General features: G+C 47.3%; 19 protein-coding genes. 15 read left to right on the plus strand and 4 right to left on the minus strand.

Going from position 1 to position 20843, the window contains the following annotated elements; genetic code table 11:
* The first annotated feature begins 17 nt into the window (after window positions 1-17).
* The 9 genes from SEDOR53_RS0106420 (at window position 18) to SEDOR53_RS17285 (ending at window position 9065) form a co-directional block, all read left to right on the plus strand.
* Window positions 18-314: a hypothetical protein gene (locus SEDOR53_RS0106420; protein ID WP_026768984.1), complete on the plus strand. Its 297-nt coding sequence runs from the start codon at window positions 18-20 to the stop codon at window positions 312-314.
* Window positions 315-317: 3 nt separating this feature from the next.
* Window positions 318-617: a cell division protein ZapA gene (locus tag SEDOR53_RS17280; protein WP_026773998.1), complete on the plus strand. Its 300-nt coding sequence runs from the start codon at window positions 318-320 to the stop codon at window positions 615-617.
* Between the two features lie 104 nt (window positions 618-721).
* Window positions 722-2287 carry a ribonuclease Y gene (gene rny / locus SEDOR53_RS0106430; protein ID WP_026768985.1) on the plus strand — a complete coding sequence of 522 codons (1566 nt, stop codon included), beginning with the start codon at window positions 722-724 and terminating at the stop codon, window positions 2285-2287.
* A 59-nt stretch (window positions 2288-2346) separates the two neighbouring features.
* A complete protein-coding gene (gene rplS / locus SEDOR53_RS0106435) occupies window positions 2347-2697 on the plus strand; it encodes a 50S ribosomal protein L19 (protein WP_026768986.1) in 351 nt (116 codons plus the stop codon).
* 118 nt (window positions 2698-2815) lie between these two features.
* Window positions 2816-3016, plus strand: coding sequence for a twin-arginine translocase TatA/TatE family subunit (locus tag SEDOR53_RS0106440; RefSeq protein WP_037327232.1), 201 nt, complete (start codon window positions 2816-2818; stop codon window positions 3014-3016).
* A 39-nt stretch (window positions 3017-3055) separates the two neighbouring features.
* The gene (gatA, locus tag SEDOR53_RS0106445) at window positions 3056-4495 is read left to right on the plus strand and encodes an Asp-tRNA(Asn)/Glu-tRNA(Gln) amidotransferase subunit GatA (protein ID WP_026768988.1); all 1440 of its coding nucleotides are present in this window, start codon (window positions 3056-3058) and stop codon (window positions 4493-4495) included.
* 19 nt (window positions 4496-4514) lie between these two features.
* Window positions 4515-5576 carry a lytic transglycosylase domain-containing protein gene (locus tag SEDOR53_RS0106450; protein ID WP_051416523.1) on the plus strand — a complete coding sequence of 354 codons (1062 nt, stop codon included), beginning with the start codon at window positions 4515-4517 and terminating at the stop codon, window positions 5574-5576.
* A 162-nt stretch (window positions 5577-5738) separates the two neighbouring features.
* The gene (locus SEDOR53_RS0106455; RefSeq protein WP_198018824.1) at window positions 5739-8507 is read left to right on the plus strand and encodes a TonB-dependent receptor; all 2769 of its coding nucleotides are present in this window, start codon (window positions 5739-5741) and stop codon (window positions 8505-8507) included.
* Between the two features lie 96 nt (window positions 8508-8603).
* The gene (locus SEDOR53_RS17285) at window positions 8604-9065 is read left to right on the plus strand and encodes a GNAT family N-acetyltransferase (RefSeq protein ID WP_051416524.1); all 462 of its coding nucleotides are present in this window, start codon (window positions 8604-8606) and stop codon (window positions 9063-9065) included.
* Window positions 9066-9155: 90 nt separating this feature from the next.
* Here the strand turns inward: SEDOR53_RS17285 and SEDOR53_RS0106465 are convergent, their stop codons facing one another.
* The 4 genes from SEDOR53_RS0106465 to SEDOR53_RS0106480 all read right to left on the minus strand — a co-directional run bounded on the left by SEDOR53_RS0106465 (window position 9156) and on the right by SEDOR53_RS0106480 (window position 14604).
* On the minus strand, window positions 9156-10451 hold the full coding sequence (locus SEDOR53_RS0106465) for an anthranilate synthase component I family protein (protein ID WP_232214730.1): 1296 nt from the start codon (window positions 10449-10451) through the stop codon (window positions 9156-9158).
* 11 nt (window positions 10452-10462) lie between these two features.
* Complete coding sequence (locus tag SEDOR53_RS0106470) at window positions 10463-10921, minus strand: hypothetical protein (RefSeq protein ID WP_026768992.1); 459 nt, start codon at window positions 10919-10921, stop codon at window positions 10463-10465.
* An 89-nt stretch (window positions 10922-11010) separates the two neighbouring features.
* Window positions 11011-12273 carry an adenylosuccinate synthase gene (locus SEDOR53_RS0106475; protein WP_026768993.1) on the minus strand — a complete coding sequence of 421 codons (1263 nt, stop codon included), beginning with the start codon at window positions 12271-12273 and terminating at the stop codon, window positions 11011-11013.
* A gap of 66 nt (window positions 12274-12339) precedes the next feature.
* On the minus strand, window positions 12340-14604 hold the full coding sequence (locus SEDOR53_RS0106480; protein WP_026768994.1) for a bifunctional (p)ppGpp synthetase/guanosine-3',5'-bis(diphosphate) 3'-pyrophosphohydrolase: 2265 nt from the start codon (window positions 14602-14604) through the stop codon (window positions 12340-12342).
* Between the two features lie 94 nt (window positions 14605-14698).
* Between SEDOR53_RS0106480 and SEDOR53_RS0106485 the strand changes: the two genes are divergently transcribed.
* The 6 genes from SEDOR53_RS0106485 (at window position 14699) to atpA (ending at window position 20745) form a co-directional block, all read left to right on the plus strand.
* On the plus strand, window positions 14699-16525 hold the full coding sequence (locus SEDOR53_RS0106485) for an ABC transporter ATP-binding protein (RefSeq protein WP_026768995.1): 1827 nt from the start codon (window positions 14699-14701) through the stop codon (window positions 16523-16525).
* Window positions 16526-16571: 46 nt separating this feature from the next.
* Window positions 16572-17705, plus strand: coding sequence for a F0F1 ATP synthase subunit A (gene atpB / locus SEDOR53_RS17290; RefSeq protein ID WP_051416740.1), 1134 nt, complete (start codon window positions 16572-16574; stop codon window positions 17703-17705).
* 33 nt (window positions 17706-17738) lie between these two features.
* Window positions 17739-17951 carry an ATP synthase F0 subunit C gene (gene atpE, locus SEDOR53_RS0106495; protein ID WP_026768996.1) on the plus strand — a complete coding sequence of 71 codons (213 nt, stop codon included), beginning with the start codon at window positions 17739-17741 and terminating at the stop codon, window positions 17949-17951.
* Between the two features lie 95 nt (window positions 17952-18046).
* Window positions 18047-18556 (plus strand): F0F1 ATP synthase subunit B, encoded by a 510-nt coding sequence (atpF, locus tag SEDOR53_RS0106500; RefSeq protein WP_037360698.1) that lies wholly within the window; start codon window positions 18047-18049, stop codon window positions 18554-18556.
* 16 nt (window positions 18557-18572) lie between these two features.
* Window positions 18573-19136 carry an ATP synthase F1 subunit delta gene (gene atpH / locus SEDOR53_RS0106505; RefSeq protein ID WP_026768998.1) on the plus strand — a complete coding sequence of 188 codons (564 nt, stop codon included), beginning with the start codon at window positions 18573-18575 and terminating at the stop codon, window positions 19134-19136.
* Window positions 19137-19167: 31 nt separating this feature from the next.
* On the plus strand, window positions 19168-20745 hold the full coding sequence (gene atpA, locus SEDOR53_RS0106510) for a F0F1 ATP synthase subunit alpha (protein ID WP_026768999.1): 1578 nt from the start codon (window positions 19168-19170) through the stop codon (window positions 20743-20745).
* Window positions 20746-20843 lie beyond the last annotated feature (98 nt).

The following is a 20843-nucleotide window of genomic DNA, read 5'->3' on the forward strand; positions in this document are numbered from 1 at the left end:
GGAAGTAACTTAGAGAGATGGTTGATCTTGAGTCACAGATTAAAAACGTACAGGAGAAGTTGCATCAGTTGTTGCGACAGCAGCAATTATTGCAGAAAGAGAACCATCGCCTGAGAAGAGAGATAGACAGGGCAACCCAATTGAGCCAGGAAAAAGAAGACCTCGCTATGTTGCTGCAACAGCAGATGGATGCTTTGAAACTGGGCGGTGGCTCATCATCATCACGCAGTGAGGAGGATAAAGCGACGTTGGAAAAAAGGATCGACGGCTACCTGAAAGAGATCGATAAATGTCTTGCTTTACTGAATGCTTAAACCATGCCAGAACTGATCCCCGTAAATATTGTCATTGCCGACCGCAGCTACCGGCTTCGTATCCAGTCGGAGGACGAAGAAGCTGTTCGTAAAACAGCGGCGCTCATCAACGATAAGATAGCCGAATTCCGCAGCAACCTCGCCGGGAAAGACATGCAGGACTATGTAGCCATGGTGCTGCTGTGGTTTGCTACCGAGCAAAACCAGTCGGGCATGGACCTGGTAAAATGGGGTGAAGCGGCAGCCGGACTATCATCCCTCGAAAAAATGCTGGATAAAGCCCTCTCTGAAAACCAGATTTAAGGCACATCTTACTTATCTTCGCCGTCTATCATTTACTTATTGCAGGAAAATGAGATGTGATAAACACAACAGGATTGTGAACCATTTTAAAAATCGCCAGAAACATGGACCAGACAGTTGTCTCGATAATTATTGGAGTTGTTGCTTTGATCGTAGGCCTTATAGCGGGTAAGCTGATTTTCGCCAAAAACACCCAGAAAAAAGTAGAAGAAGCCGAAATCCAGGCCAAAAACATCGTCAAAGAAGCCGAACTCAGGGCCGAGACCATCAAAAAAGAAAAACAGCTCGAAGCCAAAGAACGTTTTGTGCAACTCAAGGCAGAGCACGATAAAGAGGTATTGGAGCGTAACCGCAAGATAGGTGAGTCGGAAAACCGCGCCAAGCAGAAAGAGATCACGATTAACCAGAAAGAAGCGGCGCTGGACAAGCAGATGAAGGAGAATGAGGCCATCAAGGAAAACCTGAACCGTCAGATCGAGGTGGTGAACCTCAAGCGTACCGAACTGGAAAAACACCAGGAAGAACATATCCGCCGGCTGGAAAAAATAGCCGGACTGAGCGCCGAAGAAGCACGTGCACAGTTGGTGGAAAGCCTGAAACAGGAAGCGCATACCCGTGCCTTGGCTTTGCAGCAGGAGATCATTGAAGATGCCAAGCAGAAAGCCAATAAAGAAGCCCGTAAGATCGTGATACAATCGATCCAGCGTACGGCTGCCGAGCAGACCATTGAAAATACCGTTACCGTTTTCAACCTGGAAACCGATGAGATCAAGGGCCAGATCATTGGCCGTGAGGGTCGTAATATCCGCGCCATTGAAGCGGCAACGGGTGTTGACCTGATTGTGGACGATACTCCCGAAGCCATTGTGCTTTCTTCTTTCGATCCATTGAGAAGGGAGATTGCCCGTTTGAGCTTGCAAAGACTGGTAGCGGATGGCCGTATACACCCTGCCCGTATTGAGGAAGTAGTTGAAAAGACCCGCCGCCAGTTGGAAGAGCAGGTGATGGAAATAGGAGAGCGCACTGTTATTGAAATGGGTATTCATGGATTGCATAAGGAACTGGTGCGTATAGTAGGTAAAATGCGTTTCAGGTCTTCATACGGACAAAACCTGCTCATGCACAGCCGTGAGACCGCCAATTTGTGCGCCATCATGGCTTCGGAGCTGGGTATGAACCCCAAGCTGGCCAAGCGCGCAGGTCTTTTACACGATATAGGTAAAGTGCCCGATGAGGAGACTGAATTGAGCCATGCCCTGTTGGGGGCCAAGCTGGCTGAAAAATATGGAGAGAACCCCGCTGTGGTGAATGCGATCGGCGCCCACCACGATGAGATGGAGATGCAATATGTGATCTCGCCCATTGTACAGGCTTGTGATGCCATCAGCGGCGCCCGTCCCGGTGCCCGCCGCGAGATCATGCAGCAATACCTCCAGCGTATCAAAGACCTGGAGAACCTGGCCCTGGCTTATCCTGGCGTGGAAAAAGCCTATGCTATCCAGGCCGGCAGGGAGTTGCGGGTGATCGTGGAAGCAGAAAAAGTGTCTGATACCGACAGCGACAAGCTCAGCTTCGAAATAGCCCAAAAAATACAGACCGAAATGACCTATCCGGGGCAGATCAAGGTTACCGTTATCAGGGAGAAAAGGGCAGTGAACGTAGCGAGGTAAATTTATTTGGGATTCTACGCTACACCCCTTACCTTTGCCGTCCGTTAAAATTTAAAGTTATGAACGCAGCAGTTCAGTTTGTACACGACCAGTTGACAGCTAAAAAAGAGCACCCGAAGTTCAAAGCCGGTGATAATGTGACCGTTAAATATAAGATTATCGAAGGTGGTAAAGAGCGTATCCAGGATTTCCGTGGCGATGTGATCAAATTACAGGGCCAGGGAGCTACAGCTACTTTCACCGTTCGTAAGATCTCTGACGGCGTAGGTGTGGAGCGTTTGTTCCCCCTGTTGTCACCCAATATCGATTCTATCGTGTTGAACAAAACCGGTAAGGTTCGCCGCGCGAAACTGTTCTACCTCCGTGAGAGAAGTGGTAAGAGCGCTCGTATCAAAGAAAAACGTTTCTAGTATTTTTACCCAACTAAACTTCCGCTTTTTTGTTAAGTCTTAGAAAGGTTAATTAAATTTTATGGAGGTGGGCTATTGTTTTAGTCTTACCTTTGGTGTCCTCAAAAACATTTATTTTATGGGTAATCTCGGATTCCAAGAGATCTTATTGATCGCGGTTGTTGTGCTCGTTTTATTTGGCGGCAGAAAAATTCCTGAATTTATGCGTGGCCTTGGTAAAGGCATTCGTGAATTCAATGATGCTAAGAACAATGTGAAGAAAGAACTGGAAGAAGGTATGAAAGAAAAGGATCATCCTGAGACTCCTGCCAGCAACTAACCATCTTCATTATTTTCTCTCTAAAAAGTATTCTGGCCTTTGTTTCGTTTCAGCACAATCAAAGACTACCATAAGGCATTACAGAACGGCCAAACCACCTGTGTGGAGGCCGTTCGTTTTTATGTAGATGCTATCCATGCAACAGCCTCACTGAATGCATACCTGGAAGTGTACGAAGAAGAAGCCCTTGAAAGGGCCGCAGCACTTGATGCGCAGCGCACAGCAGGTGGAACTTTTGGCGCGCTTCATGGAGTAGTGGTAGGATTGAAAGATGTGTTGTGTTACAAAGGCCATGTTGTTTCAGCTGCATCACGCATACTGGATGGCTTTCATGCTATTTACCATGCTACTGCCGTAGAAAAATTATTGGATGCCGGCGCCATCATCATCGGCCGCCATAACTGCGATGAATTTGCGATGGGCAGCAGTAATGAAAACTCTGCTTTCGGTGTGGTAAAGAACGCGCTTGATACAACAAGAGTACCGGGCGGATCATCGGGTGGATCGGCTGTAGCAGTGCAGGCAGGTCTTTGTATGGTGAGCTTAGGTAGCGATACAGGAGGCTCTGTTCGACAACCGGCAGATTTCTGTGGGATCATCGGCCTCAAACCTACCTATGGAAGGATTTCCCGTTACGGACTGATCGCTTATGCTTCTTCGTTTGACCAGATAGGTATTTTTGCCGGCTCCATCGAAGATGCAGCTCTCACGCTGGAAGTGATTGCCGGCGCAGATGCATTCGACAGCACGGTTTCTGAACAGCCGGTTCCCGCGTATACGCAAGTGCTGGAAACAGCTTCAGACAAACCTCAATACAAACTGGCTTATTTCAGGGAAGCGCTGGAACATCCCGGGCTCGACCCCGAGATCAAAGCGGCAACGGAAGCTTATATAAAAAAGCTGTCCGATGCCGGACATACTGTTGAGGCGGTCGATTTTGAATTGCTGGAATATGTGGTGCCTGCTTATTATGTGCTTACCACTGCCGAAGCCTCCAGCAACCTGTCGAGGTACGATGGCGTAAAATATGGTTACCGTGCTCCCGGTCAGGATATGGACCTTACCGCTTTATATAAAGCTACTCGCAGCCAGGGTTTCGGTAAGGAAGTGCAACGCCGTATCATGTTGGGTAGTTTTGTGCTGAGTGCCGGGTATTTCGACGCCTATTTCACCAAAGCGCAACAAGTAAGGCGAATATTGAGCGACAGAACAAAAGCTATTTTTTCGCAATACGATGCACTGATTTCCCCTACGGTTCCTTCACCGGCCTTCAAATTTGGCGAAATGAGCCATGATCCGGTGGAAATGTTCCTGGCTGATATCTATACTGTATTTGCCAACCTGGTAGGTATTCCGGGTATATCCATCCCCCTTTTCAAACACTCCAATGGCATGCCCTTCGGCCTGCAGGTCATGGCTTCTCATTTCGATGAGGTATCTTTGCTGCGTATTTCAAAAGACATGATGTCTTTGCAGTAAAAGCCCAAAAATCGTATTCATGCGTTGGTCCGGGATCAATCTTCATAGTCCCATTGCTGTTTCCAGGCTCACCCTGGTGGGTTTTGCTTTTATGACGGGCGGGATGACCACCCTGTCGTTTACCCACGCTTACGCTGATAAACCTTTGAGTGATTCCACCATTGACGGCAAGTATGGCTTCAAGAGTCTTTTCAAAAATGATCATTTCGATGCTACCAAGCCCTATGCAGCCCAGTTGAATCCGCGGGCTGTTTCTTTTGTGGAAGAATATATCAGAAAACAAGGTAAAGAGCTGGAGCGGATGAAAAGCTGGGGCCGGCCGTATTTCGACCTGTACGATAATATCCTGGACCAGTATGGTTTGCCCAGGGAGATGAAATACCTGAGTGTGATCGAGAGTCACCTTAATTCCGGGCTGGTATCGTGGGCAGGCGCCGTAGGTCCCTGGCAACTGATGGATTACGAGGCCAGGCGTTTTGGCCTGCGGGTAGGTGGCAGGGGCGATGAGCGGATGGATTATTATAAGAGCACCCATGTGGCGGCTAAGCTCATGAAAGAGTTGTATGATGAGTTTGGCGACTGGCTGCTGGTGGTAGCAGCTTACAATGGTGGCAGCGGCAGGGTGAGGCAGGCGATAAGGAAAGCCGGCAGCCGTGATTTCTGGAACCTGCAATATTACCTGCCGGAAGAGACGCGAAACCACGTTAAAAAATTCATCGGTACCCATTATATATTCGAGGGCAGTGGCGGCCTCACTACCATGACAGCCAGCGAAACAGAAGTACAAAAAGCAGTCATGCTTCGTCCGCAGGAAGTAGTATTAAGCGCTGATGAACTCGCGGGAAGTACTGTGGTGGAGGTGAGCGGACGGTATCATTCTACGGTATTGATACAGCAACTCTCTCTCGATCCTATACAATTTCAAAAATGGAATCCCGGTTTCGATAAGGCCTTATCGGCGGGAAAGAAATACAGTTTACGTCTTCCCAAAGACAAATTGCCTGCATTCGAAGCGGCTAAATCGCAAATACTCATGGAGTCGCTACGGTTACTGTTACAGGGTAACTTGGGAGCAAAGTAGATGCAGAAATCTGCAAATAGTTTAGAAAATCTTTAAAAAGGCGTTTTTTATCGCCCTTTAATTGAATATTAATCAATAAAATTTCCTTTTCCTGAATGTGTTTTTTATTTTATCATATCTAAAACACACTACATGAGGAAAACAGCAACGAAAACCCTGTTCATGGCAATGCTATGTACATTGCCCATGACAATACTGGCCCAGTTCACGGCAACCGGTATTGTAACCGATGCATCCAATGCGCCACTTGTTGGCGTTTCTGTAAAAATCAAAAGTACCAGCAAGGGTACACTTACCGACCAAAACGGAAAATTCAGTCTTGTTGTTCCCGGAACCCGGGCCATACTGGAAATTTCCTATGTCGGTTACCTGACGGAGGTACAAACCGTTAGCGCTTCTTCAGGCATGCTTTCTATTGTATTAAAGGAAGGCACTGCCAGCCTGGAGGGCATTGTGGTGGTAGGTAGCCGGGCATTACCCCGTTCGGCCGCAACCACGCCGTTACCGGTTGATAATTTCGATGCCAGTGCTTTGAAAACTACCGGACAGGTCAGTTTCGATAAGAGCCTGATGTACCGGGTGCCGTCATTCAACTCCGTGAATACACCGGTGAATGATGCAACCACTTTGCTGGATCCTTATGAGATCAGGAACCTGGGACCCAGCCGCACACTGATCCTGATCAATGGTAAAAGAAAAAACCTGAGTTCACTGTTGTATGTTCAGTTTGCACCGGGACGTGGTGAGACCGGCGCAGACCTGTCGGCCATTCCCACTGATGCCATCAAAAGAGTGGAGATATTAAGAGATGGAGCTTCTGCGCAATATGGATCGGATGCCATTGCGGGAGTAATGAATATTATTTTGAAAGACAGGTATCAGTACAGTTCCCTGACCGTGAATTCGGGTATTACGCACAAAGGCGACGGAGCTACTTACGGCGTTTCATATAACAGCGGTTCCAATATTGCCGGTAAAGGTTTCCTGAATTATACGGTTGATTTCAGCCGCCAGGAAAATGCCGTTCGTTCCGGTATCATTGATGTACCTACTGAAGTAGCCACTTTCGGAGATCCCACATTGCCGCTGACAGATCCTGCCAATAAACCCATTGTAGATTACCTGAAAGTATATCCTACCGCTAACAATACCAATGGCACCGGTGAGATCAGCGCTGCCAAATTCCTTGTTAACCTGGGCGTACCACTGGGAGAAAACGGCGGAGAGTTCTATAGTAATGCCGCACTGGTAGTAAAAAGGGTCTTGAGTAATGCAAACTACAGAACACCATATTGGAAAAAAGATTACGGATTACTGCATACACCCAACCCGAACGGGGTTGATTATACCGGAAGCACCGATCCGGCATCGATCGCTTTGTACAAAGGATACATCGGCTACCAGCCTACATTTGAAGGTCAGCTCGTAGATTACAATGCTACCATAGGTGTGAAGGATGAAAAGAATGGTTGGAAACAGGATGTCAGCTTAACCATAGGCGGTAACCAACAATTGTACAGTGTTGACAATACGGTAAACCATACCCTGAAATCGAAAAGTCCTACTTCATTCAGACCTGGCGGTTTCCGGTTCTCGCATATTGTAGGTAACTACGATATTTCCAAATCCATTACCGATAATTTTAGTCTTGCATTCGGTTCCGAGATCCGGATGGAAACTTATAAGATCATTGCAGGAGATACGGCTTCTTATTCCGGACAGGGCGCCAACTCTTTCCCGGGTATACGTGCAGAAAATGCCACTACCAACAGCCGCTTCAACTTCGGCGCTTATGCAGACGCGAGCTGGGATATTACCAAAGACTTTTTGGTGGATGGCGCTATCCGTGCTGAACGTTACAGCGATTTCGGAGATGCATTTGTATGGAAATTATCTTCCCGTTACAAACTGGCCGATGACCGTTTCGTGATCAGGGGATCGGCTTCTACAGGATTCAGGGCGCCTACTTTGCATCAGATATATGACCAGTCTACACAAGCCTCTTTCGTAGCAGGTACCATCCAGCTATCCGGATTGTTCAATAACTATAGTCAGCAGGCGTTCCTGTTGGGTGTACCCAAACTCAAACCGGAAAAATCAAATAACTATACTATTGGTATTGGTATTACACCCAATAAGAATTTCAATATCACAGTGGATTATTATGATATTACCATCAAAGACAGGATCGTTTACAGTTCCGCCATCTCTTCCAATAATCCCAACAGCACGCTTGGACAGATATTGCAGCAGGCAGGTATTGTACAAATACAATTCTTCATCAATGGTATCGAAACCAAGACCCGCGGAATTGATTACGTAGCCAATTATCGCAACGTAGCGCTGGGTGCCGGCAAGTTGGGCTTTAACCTGGCGGGTAATGTAACACTCAGCAACGAGATCGTTGGTACGCCTAACGATCCGGCTGCCATCAAGGCCGATGGAGGTACTATTCTCAGTGCGCAGATCAAATCTTTGCTTACAGAGAGCCGGCCTAAATTCAAGACAGTGGTTGGTGTGGACTACCAGGTAAAAAAATGGAATTTCAATCTTAACAACACAGTATTCGGACCTACCAAATTCCAGGACCTGGATAATGGCGGTGATATTATGAATAATATCAAGCAGGTTTTCAAAACAAATGTTGTGACGGACCTGAATATCGGGTATGATATTACCAGCAAGGTATCGGCTTCTGTTACCGTTAACAACCTGTTCAATGTGTTGCCAAAATGGGAGTTGCAGTTAACCGGTAATGCATCTGATCCGAACTACGCGGCTGCTAAGAGCACTTTGAACAGTCCTGCCGACAAAAGCTTGCTGGAAGGATTCCTGGCTTTCAGTGGCCGTTATCGCATCCTGGGATACAACGGATCGCAGTTCAGCCAATTGGGAACCATTTTCAATGCGTCTGTAACCATTAAATTTTAAACCGGGATTCTCAATAACAATAAACATACAGGCACTTATGTCACCGGGACATAAGTGCCTTTTTAATGCGATAACTTCGTTCCATATTGCATACAGATGATAAAGATCAAAAGGGTAACAGAAGTAGCTGAACTGCAGGGAATATTGCAGTTGCAGCGAGAGAACCTGAAAAAGAATGTATCGGCCGGGGAAGCGGGCAGCGAAGGTTTTGTTACGGCTGAATATACGCTTGCATTTCTGGAAGCTATGCACCGGGCGAGCCCCTCGATAATCGCAAAAGACGGCGACCGGGTGGTGGGTTATGCCCTGGTGGCTGTAAAATTGGTAGGCAAAGATCATGATCTGCTGGCCGATCTCTTTCATACGATCGATCAAAAGATGTATAAAGATATTCCGTTGAAAGATGCCCGCTATGTAGTGGTAGGCCAGCTATGTGTAGCAAAAGGGTATCGTGGTATGGGGTTGGTGCAACAATTATACCAGCATTTCAGGGAAGTTTTGTCGGACGAATTTGATTACTGCCTCACCGATATCCCCAGGAAAATGCACGTTCGTTGAAAGCACATCTTAAAACGGGATTCCAGGTACTGGACACATTGAATTACGGCGGTATGGTTTGGGATATTGTGCTGTGGGACTGGAAGTTGCTCAGCGATTTTGCCCATTGAGCACTTGCTGTATGGCAGATGCTTTCAATAAGCACTCCTCGTATTCTTTTTCAGCATCGCTGTAGAAGGTGATGCCACCACCTACCTGGTAATTGAGGTAACGGGTTGCGGCATTGTAAAAAAGGCTCCTGATCACTACGTTGAAATCGTAATTGCCTTCGGGGTCTATATAGCCAACAGCGCCTGAATACAAGCCTCTCTTGGTTCGTTCAAACTGCTCGATCAGTTCCAACACTCTTCTTTTGGGTGCGCCTGTCATGCTGCCCATGGGAAAGCTGGCTTTCAATACATCGGCGAGGTTTATGCCTTCTCTGAGTTCGCCCTTGATGGTAGAGATCATCTGGTGTACCTGCGGAAAACTGTAGACACCGAAAAGCTCTTCCACTTCCACTGTTCCCTCTTTAGAAACCCGGCTCAGGTCGTTGCGCACCAGGTCTACCACCATCACGTTTTCGCTGCGGTCTTTTTCGCTTTGTTGTAACCGGGCAATCAATTGCTTATCTGTCTCTTCATTCAACAAATCTCTTTTTATCGTTCCCTTGATGGGCTGGGAGATAAGGGTATTTCCCTTTTTCTGCAAGTACCGTTCGGGGCTAGCACAGAGCAAGTATTGATCCTCAAGTTTGTAAAAGCAGGCAAAGGGTGTGGGCGACATGGCCGTGAGGCGGGCGTAGAGCGACAAAGGAGATACGGCTACCTGTTCTGCAAAGAATTCCTGGCAGAAATTGATCTCATAACAGTCGCCCCTGAGGATATGCCGCTGCAATTGTTTAACGATGGCCAAGTAGTCTTCCCTGCTGATCCTGGCGTTGGTTTGAATACTGGCATTATCTGATGCTTGCGGAACCGGGTCGCAAGATTGTATACTGTTGAATGTATCGGCCGGATGACCGTTGAGGCTTGAAATGGTTAGTTCTGTACCACTCAGTTGCAGAACCGTTTGCGGCCTGTAAAAAAACAGGGTTGGAAAGCCGATGAAATCGGGGTGATGAGATGGAAGACCTTCTATTTCGATCTTCAGATCGTACGAAATATGTCCAAAGAGCCAGTCATTCTGCTGCGCCAGGAAGCCGGCGAAAGCAGGTAATATATCTTCTGTTGGGTTAAAGATGGTCTCGGCGCCAACAGCTACAAGGCATTCAACGGAATGATGGCTGGAATGGTATTGGTGGTTATCCAGAAAAGAACAAATGTTGAACCGGTTGGCCCAGTTCAACATTTGCTTTTTAAATATTGCAGTATCGGGTACTGTGAATTTAGCTGTTGTTCTATTCACGTGCAGGATGATTAGAAATCATCGTCTTCATCGTCGTCGAATCCGCCACTCTTATCATTGAAAAGGTCGAATTCCTTGAAGTCATCATCTAGTTTGAAGTCATCATCATCCTCTCCGCCTTTCTTCTTCCCGCCGCCGCCACTTTTTTTGGTCTTGCTTTTAGGAATATCGAATTCATCGAAGTCAGGATCCCAATTATCGTCTTCCTCTGCTTTGTCCCAATCGTCTTCGGGCTCATCTCCATAATCATCGTCTTCGTCATCGTCTTCGTCCTTCGATTTTTTCGACGCGGCTTTGGACGCTTTCTTACCTGGTGCAGGTTTTACATCCATATCATCGTCGTCGTCAATATCGTCATCATCATCGTCCGTTTGCTTCTTGCTTTTGGAAGATGGTTTCTCATCCGCATTTTTTGCAGGAGCATTTTTGGGTGCCGCGGGTTTCTTGTCCTTGTCAGATTTTGCTGCCATAAACCAATCAGATTACTGCGTAAAATTTCAACGCAAATCGATATGAACCAAATATTTTTTTTCTTTCACAAATGCAGTGCCAACCGACCTTAAATGTGCACGATTTGTTCGCGTCCGGGGCCATTGGAAACATATTTAACCGGAGCGCCAATGTATTGATTGATAAAGTTAATATACGTATGCATGGTATCGGGCAATGCCGCACTTTCTTTTACCTTGGTAGTATCGGAATGCCAGCCCTTGAAGCTTTGTAACAGGGGCTCTGCGTGCACCCTTGGCAATTGATAAGGTACTTCTTTTGTTTCTATACCATTGATATTATAGGCAGTACATACTTTCAGTTCTTCGAATGAATCGAGCACATCGGCTTTGGTCATGATCACCTGTGTAACACCGTTAATCATGCAGGCATATTTGAGCGCTACGAGATCGATCCATCCGCAGCGGCGGGGACGTCCGGTGGTAGCGCCAAACTCATTACCGATTTTGCGCAACTCTTCACCGGTAGCATCGTGCAGTTCAGTGGGGAATGGTCCGCTGCCCACCCTGGTACAATAAGCTTTTGTTACGCCCAATACTTCGTTGATCTGTTTGGGTGATACGCCCAAACCGGTACAAACGCCGGCAGAAATCGTATTAGAAGAAGTAACAAAGGGGAATGTGCCGAAATCGATATCCAGCATGCTGCCCTGTGCGCCTTCTGCCAGTACTTTTTTGCCTTCAGCAATTTTATTGTTAACGAAATATTCGCAATTGATCACTTTAAGTGTCTTCAGGAATTCCAGCGCTTCGAAAAATTCTTCTTCCCAGGCAGAGATATCTTCCATGAAATGGAAATTATCGAGCAATTTCTGGTGCTTAAGCCGCAGCTTAATGTATTGGGTGGTAAAACTTTTATCAAGCAGGTCGCCCACGTGCAAAGCGTTCCTTCCTGTTTTATCCATATACGCAGGGCCGATGCCTTTCAACGTAGAACCGATCTTGGCTTCTCCTTTGGAAAGTTCGGATGCTTTATCGAGTGCGCGGTGAGTAGGCAGGATGATGTTGGTCCTGTCGGAAATAAAGAGATTCTTTTTTACATCGATGCCAAAAGCCGCTACGGCATCACATTCTCTTTTCAGGGTAACGGGATCAAGTACTACACCGTTCCCAATCACGTTGATGGTGTTCTGGTGAAAAATACCGGAAGGTATCTGGTGGAGCACCATTTTCTTACCATCTACATACAAAGTATGTCCGGCATTCGGACCACCCTGGAAACGGGCAATAATATCATAATGAGGGGCGAAATAATCAACGATCTTTCCTTTGCCCTCATCTCCCCATTGCAAACCTAAAATTACATCTACCATAATAAGCTTTTGAAATCGCGGCAAAAATAGGATGTAGCGCGGGCTTTTTTTAAAAAAACTGAAAAACTAAATGGTCTCCGTATCAAACCTATCAACTGTTTGTATTCCGGCCAGCGATTTTAACCGGCTCACCAGCTCTTCCAGCTCTTCTTTATCGTGCACAAACACTTTGATGGTGCCTTGGAACAGGCCTTCCTTCGACTCAATGGTCAAGGCAGCGATATTGATGCGCAGGTCGCCGCTGATTACATTGGTAATTTTATTAATGACACCCACATCATCGAGTCCCACGATCTTGAGACCGGTGAGGAACGATATCTCCTTGTTCTTGGCCCATTTGGTTTTTACTACGCGGTGCCCGTAATTGGCCAGGAGCTGGGCGGCATTGGGACAACTGGTGCGGTGTATGATGAGCCCTTTACCCGTGCTCACAAAACCAAATACGTCGTCGCCCGGGATGGGGTTACAGCATTTGGCCAATGAATACATGATCTTGTCGCTGCTTTCTCCGAAAATGATGAGTTCCGAGTCTTTGCGGTTGAAGGTTTTGTGGTGGGTATGGTCAACAGCAGGCTCGCCAACAATAAGGGGTTTGGGCTTAGGAATCTCCAGTTTATCGCCCAGCACCTGGAATTCTTTCAGTTCTTTGAGATCGATGGCCTTGGTAGCGATGCGGTAATGCAGGTCGAGCGAAGAAGGCGCTTTGTAAAACTGTACCAGTTCTTCTATGTTATACTGACTGTAAGCGGCGCCCATGGCCTCCAGTTTCCGTTGCAGGAGGTATTTGCCGTCTTCTGCCACCTTTCTTTTTTCTTCGCGCAGTGCGTCTTTGATCTTGCTCCTGGCTTTGGCGGTTACCACGAAACTGAGCCAGTCTTCCGAAGGTTTTTGCTTGCTGCTGGTGATGATCTCCACCTGGTCGCCGCTGCGCAACTTATGGCTGATGGGCACCAGCTTGTGGTGTACTTTGGCGCCGATACATTTGGTACCGATGGCCGAGTGGATGGCAAAAGCAAAATCCAGCGCTGTGCTGCCTGTGGGCAACATCTTCACTTCGCCCTTGGGCGTGTATACATAGATTTCCTCGGCGAGGAAAGAGGTCTTGAAATCCTGCAGGAAGTCCACACCATCGGCGGTATCGGGTGTATTCAGGACTTCACGGATCTGTCCGAACCATTTATCGAAACGGTCCTCATCGTTGCTTCCTTCCTTGTATTTATAATGCGCTGCCAGTCCTTTTTCCGCGATCTCGTTCATCCGCTTGGTGCGGATCTGTACTTCCACCCATTTTCCCTGCGGGCCCATCACCGTTGTGTGCAAGGCTTCATACCCATTGCTTTTCGGGTTGCTGAGCCAGTCGCGCAGTCTTTCCGGAGAAGGCATGTACTCATCGGTGATCATGGAATAGACTTTCCAGCAATCTTCTTTTTCTTTTTCGGGAGGAGAGTCGAGTATCACACGGATGGCGAATAAATCGTATACCTCTTCAAAAGAAACACTTTTCTTTTTGATCTTGTTCCAGATGGAATGGATGCTTTTAGGCCTTCCGTAAATCTCGAAATGGAAGCCAGAGGCTGTGAGTTTTTCTTTTAACGGGCGGATGAATTCGTTGATATAGCGGGTGCGTTCCCTTTTGGTTTCAGACAACCGCTTGGCAATCTCGCGGTAGGCTTCGGGTTCGAGGTATTTCATCGACAGGTCTTCCAACTCTGTCTTGATGTTGTAAAGCCCCATGCGATGGGCCAGCGGCGCATATACCCACACGGTTTCAGAAGCGATCTTCAGTTGTTTTTCGCGCTTCATGGAATCGAGCGTGCGCATATTGTGCAGGCGATCGGCCAGTTTGATGAGGATCACCCGCGGGTCATCGGTAAGGGTAAGCAGGATCTTCTTGAAGTTTTCGGCCTGCTGCGAAGTATTGGTGTCGATAACATTGGAAATCTTGGTCAGTCCATCTACGATCTTGGCAATCTCAGTCCCGAATTCGTGTTCCACATCTTCCAGGGTGATATCGGTATCTTCCACGGTATCGTGCAGCAGTGCGCAGATGGTGCTGCGTACGCCCAGGCCGATCTCTTCCACGCAGATCATAGCTACGGCGATGGGGTGCAGGATATAGGGCTCCCCGCTTTTGCGGCGCATGGTCTTGTGAGCATCGGCGGCCATTTCAAAAGCATGGCGCAACAGTTCCTTATCGCCTTTTTTCAGCTTGGGCCTGAGTGCGCGCAACAAGGCACGGTAATGCCTGACAATCTCATTTTTTTCCTGCTCGGGGCTGAGATTATAGGCGGGCAGCGGGGCATCGATCGTGATTACTTGTGTTGACTCCATATTCAGCTTACGAAATTACGGAATTCAAGAAGCATTTTGAATTACACGACCGGTAACAGCCTCCATACGAATCTTCGTACCTTTACATTCTATCATGAGTGAGACGCCCAAAAAGAAGGTTTTCGATTTTTCATTGCTGGGAAGGGTTTTCCGTTTTGTAAAGCCATACCGGTGGTTATTTTACCTGAGTATTGTACTGGCCATTCTGATGGCCATATTTGCTCCTGTACGTCCTTATCTCATACAACTGACAGTTGATACAGCAACGGGCAAAGCCGTGCTGGCGCCGCAATGGCTGAAAGCTTTGTTGTTCGGGACCGATCTGAGTGATGCCACCCGGTTCATCATTGCCGTTACGCTTTTCCAGGTAGTCTTTTTGTTCGTGGAAACGACCATACGGTTCGTATTTAGTTTTATTACGGCATGGATGGGACAAAGTGTGGTAAAGGATATGCGTATTACCGTGTACCGCAAGATACTGGGACTCAATTTGCGGCAATTCGACCGTACACCCATTGGCACACTGACCACGCGTACCATCAATGATATTGAAAGTATCAATGATATTTTTTCAGACGGATTGATCCCGATCATCGCTGATCTGCTCACCATCGTCATTACATTGGGTACTATGTTCTGGATGGATTGGCGCCTGACACTGATCTGCCTGGTGCCTTTTCCGGTGATGATCGTAGCCACGTATTATTTTAAGGAGAGCGTGAACAAAAGTTTCATCCGGGTAAGGAATGCAGTGGCCAGTCTCAATGCTTTTGTGCAGGAGCACATTACCGGTATGCAGGTGGTGCAGGCTTTTTCGGCAGAAGAGCGCGAGTTTACCAAGTTTAAAAAGATCAACAGCGAGCACCGCAACGCCAATATCAAAGCCATTTTCGCTTATTCTGTTTTCTTTCCCGTGGTGGAGGTAGTGCTGGCGCTGAGTATGGGCTTCCTGGTATGGTGGATCGCCGACCGTTCGCTGGATGCGGGATTGCTGATTGCCTTTATCCTTTACCTTAACCAGATATTCAGACCGCTGCGGGTGATCGCCGATAAATTCAATGTGTTGCAGATGGGTATGATTGCGGCGGAAAGGGTGTTGAAAGTGCTGGATAATACCGATGAGATCGTACCGGTTGCCGAAGGGGCTTACCAGCCAGCGCATATCCGGGGAGCGATACGTTTTGAAAAAGTGTGGTTTGCTTATATCGATGAACAATATGTATTGAAGGATATCGATTTTGAAGTGAAAGCAGGCCAGACGGTGGCATTGGTAGGGCATACCGGCAGCGGAAAGACTTCCATCATCAGCCTGCTGAACAGGCTTTACCACATACAAAAAGGGTCGATCAAAATAGATGGGGTGAATGTGGAAGATTATGAGCTCGACTGTTTGAGAAAGGGTATTGGTGTAGTGCTGCAGGACGTGTTCCTGTTTTCGGGTTCGGTCATGGATAATATCACTTTACGTAACCCGGATATTTCGAGGGGCCAGGTGATAGAGGCAGCTAAAATGATTGGGGTCCATGATTTCATCATGCAATTACCGGGCGGATATGATTACAATGTAATGGAAAGGGGCAGCACCCTGAGCCTGGGACAGCGCCAGTTGCTGTCGTTCATCAGGGCGCTTTTGTACAACCCCTCCATACTGATCCTGGACGAAGCCACTTCATCGGTTGACACAGAAAGCGAACAACTCATTGAGAGAGCGATAGATACGCTCATCTCGGGCCGAACTTCCATCGTTATTGCCCACCGGCTTTCCACCATCCGCAAGGCCGATAAAATCATTGTACTCGACAAGGGTGAGATCAGGGAAACCGGTAACCACGAAGAGCTTTTGTTGCTGGGTGGTTTTTATGCCAAATTGCATGAAATGCAGTTCGAAAAGCAAAAACAAAAAGTGGCAGTGGCCGGCTGATTTTACCCCCCATACCCCTATCTTTGCGCCAAATTTCGGAACAGGTATGAGCCTCAGAAGTGTACAATCTTTACTGGTAGCGACTTTCGGCCTTTTATTGATAACTTTTTCTAATGTAAGCCTTGCCCAGGATTCAGCCCATGCCGCGGCTGTTGAAGGGAAAGAAGCAGCCCATGCTGAAAAGGAAGGAAAATTTAATGTTACCGAAACAATTCTCGAGCACATCAAAGACAGTCACAGCTGGCATCTTTGGGGGCATACCTCCATACATCTTCCGGTAATTCTTTATTCTGATAAAGGATTGGAATCTTTTTCTTCCAGCAACCTGATGAATGAACATCACGAACAAGTGGTGTATAATGGTCATTATCCTTACAAAGTAGTGGACGGTAAGATCAGGGTGGTGAATGCAGATGGTTCAGTGAACAAAGAAGCTTCAGCCAGGGTTTGGGATTTCTCCATCACCAAAAATGTAACGGCCTTATTGGTAAGTGTAACCCTGTTAATGCTGATCTTCCTTTCTGTTGCTGCGGCATACAAAAAGAGAGGTGTTAAATCGGCGCCCAGGGGTTTGCAGTCTTTCATGGAACCTGTGATCCTGTTTGTGCGCGATGAAGTGGCCAAGCCCAATATCGGCCATCACTATATCAAATACATGCCGTTCCTGCTCAGTCTTTTTTTCCTGATATTGATCAATAATTTCCTGGGTCTGATCCCTTTCTTTCCCGGTGGAGCCAATTTGAGCGGTAATATCGCTTTTACAATGACGCTGGCAGTATGTGTGTTCGTTGTAGTAAATATCAAGGGAAATAAAAGTTACTGGGAACATATTTTCTGGATGCCGGGTATGCACTGGAGCATGAAATTGTTCCTGGCGCCTATTGAACTGATCGGTGTTTTCATCAAACCTATTTCGTTGATGGTGCGATTGTTCGCCAACCTAACGGCCGGTCACATCCTGGTGTTGAGTTTGGTTTGTTTGATCTTTATCTTTAAAACAGTATATGCTTCAGCGATAGCGGTGCCGTTTGCAGTGTTCATCAGTTTGATTGAGTTGCTGGTAGCATTTTTGCAGGCGTATATTTTTGCGATGCTCAGTGCGATGTATATAGGAATGGCGATAGAAGAGCATCACCATCATGGCGATCATGAGCCGCATTATCACGAATCGGAAGATTAATTTTTTTTCAATAACAATTAAAAACGTAACAAAATGGTAGTAGGAAGTGTTGCCGCAATCGGCGCTGGTTTAGCTGCTATCGGTGCCGGTATCGGTATCGGACAAATCGGTAAGGGCGCCGTTGAAGGTATTGCCCGTCAGCCGGAAGCTGCTAACGACATCCGTGCAAACATGATCGTTGCCGCTGCTTTCGTGGAAGCGGTTGCCCTGTTTGCGGTGGTGGTTGCCCTGTTGGGTAATGGTTAATCCATCAAACGCATTATACAGACCTGAAGCACAGGGCGGAGGGTCTGTATAATCTTCATCTTGAGAAAGTTTACAATCCAGATAAACAGTTACTTATGTTATTAGAAATAAACCCTTTGGTACTGCCTGATGTAGGGCTGGCATTTTGGAGCCTCATTGCGTTCCTCGTACTGCTATTCGTATTGGGAAAGTTCGCCTGGAAGCCGATCATGAAAGCGATCAGCGAAAGGGAGCAGGGCATTGAAGATGCTTTGGCCAAGGCCGATAAGGTGAAAGCTGAAATGGTGGCTTTGCAGAGCGAGAATGAAACCATGATCAACAAGGCCCGTGAAGAAAGAGCAAAGATGCTGAAAGAAGCCAAAGAAACTGCCGAGAAAATGGTTTCAGAAGCGAAGGACAAAGCCAAATCTGAGTACGACAGGATTGTTGCCGAAGCACAGCAGGCCATCACCCAGCAGAAAAATGCAGCGCTGACCGATGTGAAAAACCAGGTGGGAAGCCTGGTGGTGGAAGTGGCTGAAAAAGTGTTGCGTCGTGAGCTGGCTGATAAAACAGGCCAGGAGAAATACATCAAGGACTTAGCTGAAGGAGTAAAATTAAATTGATTCTTTAAAAGAGAATATGCCAAATCAAAGATTAGCGAGCAGGTATGCAAAGAGTCTGATTGACCTGGCGATAGATAAGGGTCAGTTGGAAGCGGTGTACGCCGATATGTTGTACCTGAAGGCAGTGTGCAAGAGCAGCCGGGAATTCCTGTTGCTGTTGCGCAGTCCTATTATCAAGGGCGACCAGAAGAACAGCATCATTACTGCTGTAACGAAAGGTAAAGTGAGTGAACTCACTGCTGCTTTCAATCATCTGCTGGTGAAGAAAGGAAGGGAAAGTGATCTGCCGGAGATCGTTGCTGCATTCATTGAACAATACCAGCAACTGAAAGGCATACACAGTGTTACGCTCACAACGGCAGCGCCTATCAGCGAAGAACTGAAACAGGCGATCTGCCAGAAAGTGCAATCTGAAAGGGCATTGGGCACAGTTGAGCTGGAGACCAAAACAGATGAGCGATTGATCGGCGGTTTTGTGTTGGAGTTTGATAACAACCTGGTGGATGCGAGTATCCTGCGCGATCTGAAAGATATCAAGAACCAATTCCTCCGGAACGATTATATTCATCAAATAAGATAATCAACAAGCATAACTTTTAAAAGTATATACCATGGTGGACATTAAACCCGACGAGATATCAGCGATACTGAAGCAGCAGCTGAGCAATTTCAATGCTTCGGCTGATCTCGAAGAAGTGGGAACCGTATTGCAGGTAGGCGACGGTATTGCCCGCGTATACGGCCTGAACGGTGTACGCAGCGGTGAGCTGGTACAATTCGATAATGGTGTAAAAGCCATCGCCCTGAACCTGGAAGAAGATAATGTGGGTGTGGTATTGATGGGTGAGAGCAGCGGGATACGTGAAGGAGATAAAGTAAAAAGGACTGGCCAGATCGCTTCTATCAAAGTAGGAGAAGGTGTAGTAGGCCGTGTGATCAATACACTGGGTGAACCCATCGATGGTAAAGGTCCCATTGCCGGTGAATTGTATGAAATGCCCCTGGAGCGTAAAGCCCCTGGTGTAATTTATCGCGAGCCGGTAAAAGAACCCCTGCAAACAGGTATCAAAGCGATCGACGCGATGATCCCCATCGGACGCGGACAGCGTGAGTTGGTGATCGGTGACCGCCAGACCGGTAAGACCGCTATCTGTATCGATACCATCATCAACCAGAAAGAATTTTACGATGCAGGCAAGCCTGTATATTGTATTTATGTAGCGATCGGACAAAAAGCATCTACCGTAGCCGGTGTGATGAAGACCCTGGCCGATAATGGTGCGATGGCGTACACTACGATCGTATCGGCATCTGCATCAGATCCTGCTCCGCAGCAGTTCTATGCACCATTCGCCGGTGCTGCGATCGGAGAATTTTTCCGTGATACCGGTCGCCCTGCACTGATCATTTATGATGACCTGTCCAAGCAGGCGGTGGCTTACCGTGAGGTATCATTGCTGCTGAGAAGGCCACCCGGACGTGAAGCATATCCTGGTGACGTATTCTACCTGCACAGCCGTTTGCTGGAGCGTGCAGCCAAAGTGATCAACAATGATTCTGTTGCCAAGAATATGAACGATTTGCCCGCTTCTATCAAGCACCTGGTGAAAGGTGGTGGTTCGCTCACAGCGCTGCCCATCATTGAAACACAGGCTGGCGACGTATCTGCATACATTCCTACCAACGTGATCTCTATTACCGACGGACAGATATTCCTGGAAGGTAACCTGTTCAACGCAGGTATCCGTCCGGCTATCAACGTAGGTATCTCAGTAAGCCGTGTGGGTGGTAACGCGCAGATCAAGTCGATGAAAAAAGTTGCCGGTACACTGAAGCTCGACCAGGCGCTGTACCGCGAGCTGGAAGCGTTCTCTAAATTCGGTGGCGACCTCGATGCTGCTACCAAATCAGTGATCGACAAAGGTGCCCGTAACGTGGAAGTGCTGAAACAGGCGCAGTATACACCATTCTCTGTAGAAAAACAGGTAGCCATCATTTACCTGGGTACACAAGGACTTTTACGCGATATTGCTGTAAAGAAGGTGAAAGAGTTTGAAAGCCATTTCCTGATGGAAATGGAAAACAAACTGCCTGATGTACTGGCTGAGTTCAAAAAAGGTAACCTGCCTGAAGAAGGATTGAACAAGATGACCGAGCTGGCCAAGAGCCTGGCGGTTCAGTATAAATAAGTAGTTCATAGATTGATTTTAATCACCCTTTCTCTTTGCCCTGGGTTTGAACCCAGGGCAAAGAGAAAGGGTGATTTTTTTATTACCGCTCATCCAAA

Origin of the sequence: Asinibacterium sp. OR53 (assembly GCF_000515315.1) — a bacterium.
In the GTDB taxonomy this organism is placed as follows: domain Bacteria; phylum Bacteroidota; class Bacteroidia; order Chitinophagales; family Chitinophagaceae; genus Sediminibacterium.

Coding starts and splice junctions, on each gene's coding strand:
- SEDOR53_RS0106450 (WP_051416523.1), top strand. CDS start 4,515: ATGCGTTGGTCCGGGATCAATCTTCATAGTCCCATTGCTGTTTCCAGG.
- SEDOR53_RS0106440 (WP_037327232.1), top strand. CDS start 2,816: ATGGGTAATCTCGGATTCCAAGAGATCTTATTGATCGCGGTTGTTGTG.
- SEDOR53_RS17285 (WP_051416524.1), top strand. CDS start 8,604: ATGATAAAGATCAAAAGGGTAACAGAAGTAGCTGAACTGCAGGGAATA.
- SEDOR53_RS0106470 (WP_026768992.1), bottom strand. CDS start 10,921: ATGGCAGCAAAATCTGACAAGGACAAGAAACCCGCGGCACCCAAAAAT.
- SEDOR53_RS0106420 (WP_026768984.1), top strand. CDS start 18: ATGGTTGATCTTGAGTCACAGATTAAAAACGTACAGGAGAAGTTGCAT.
- atpF (WP_037360698.1), top strand. CDS start 18,047: ATGTTATTAGAAATAAACCCTTTGGTACTGCCTGATGTAGGGCTGGCA.
- rny (WP_026768985.1), top strand. CDS start 722: ATGGACCAGACAGTTGTCTCGATAATTATTGGAGTTGTTGCTTTGATC.
- atpH (WP_026768998.1), top strand. CDS start 18,573: ATGCCAAATCAAAGATTAGCGAGCAGGTATGCAAAGAGTCTGATTGAC.
- atpA (WP_026768999.1), top strand. CDS start 19,168: ATGGTGGACATTAAACCCGACGAGATATCAGCGATACTGAAGCAGCAG.
- SEDOR53_RS0106485 (WP_026768995.1), top strand. CDS start 14,699: ATGAGTGAGACGCCCAAAAAGAAGGTTTTCGATTTTTCATTGCTGGGA.
- SEDOR53_RS0106475 (WP_026768993.1), bottom strand. CDS start 12,273: ATGGTAGATGTAATTTTAGGTTTGCAATGGGGAGATGAGGGCAAAGGA.
- SEDOR53_RS0106455 (WP_198018824.1), top strand. CDS start 5,739: ATGGCAATGCTATGTACATTGCCCATGACAATACTGGCCCAGTTCACG.
- SEDOR53_RS17280 (WP_026773998.1), top strand. CDS start 318: ATGCCAGAACTGATCCCCGTAAATATTGTCATTGCCGACCGCAGCTAC.
- atpE (WP_026768996.1), top strand. CDS start 17,739: ATGGTAGTAGGAAGTGTTGCCGCAATCGGCGCTGGTTTAGCTGCTATC.
- SEDOR53_RS0106480 (WP_026768994.1), bottom strand. CDS start 14,604: ATGGAGTCAACACAAGTAATCACGATCGATGCCCCGCTGCCCGCCTAT.
- atpB (WP_051416740.1), top strand. CDS start 16,572: ATGAGCCTCAGAAGTGTACAATCTTTACTGGTAGCGACTTTCGGCCTT.
- rplS (WP_026768986.1), top strand. CDS start 2,347: ATGAACGCAGCAGTTCAGTTTGTACACGACCAGTTGACAGCTAAAAAA.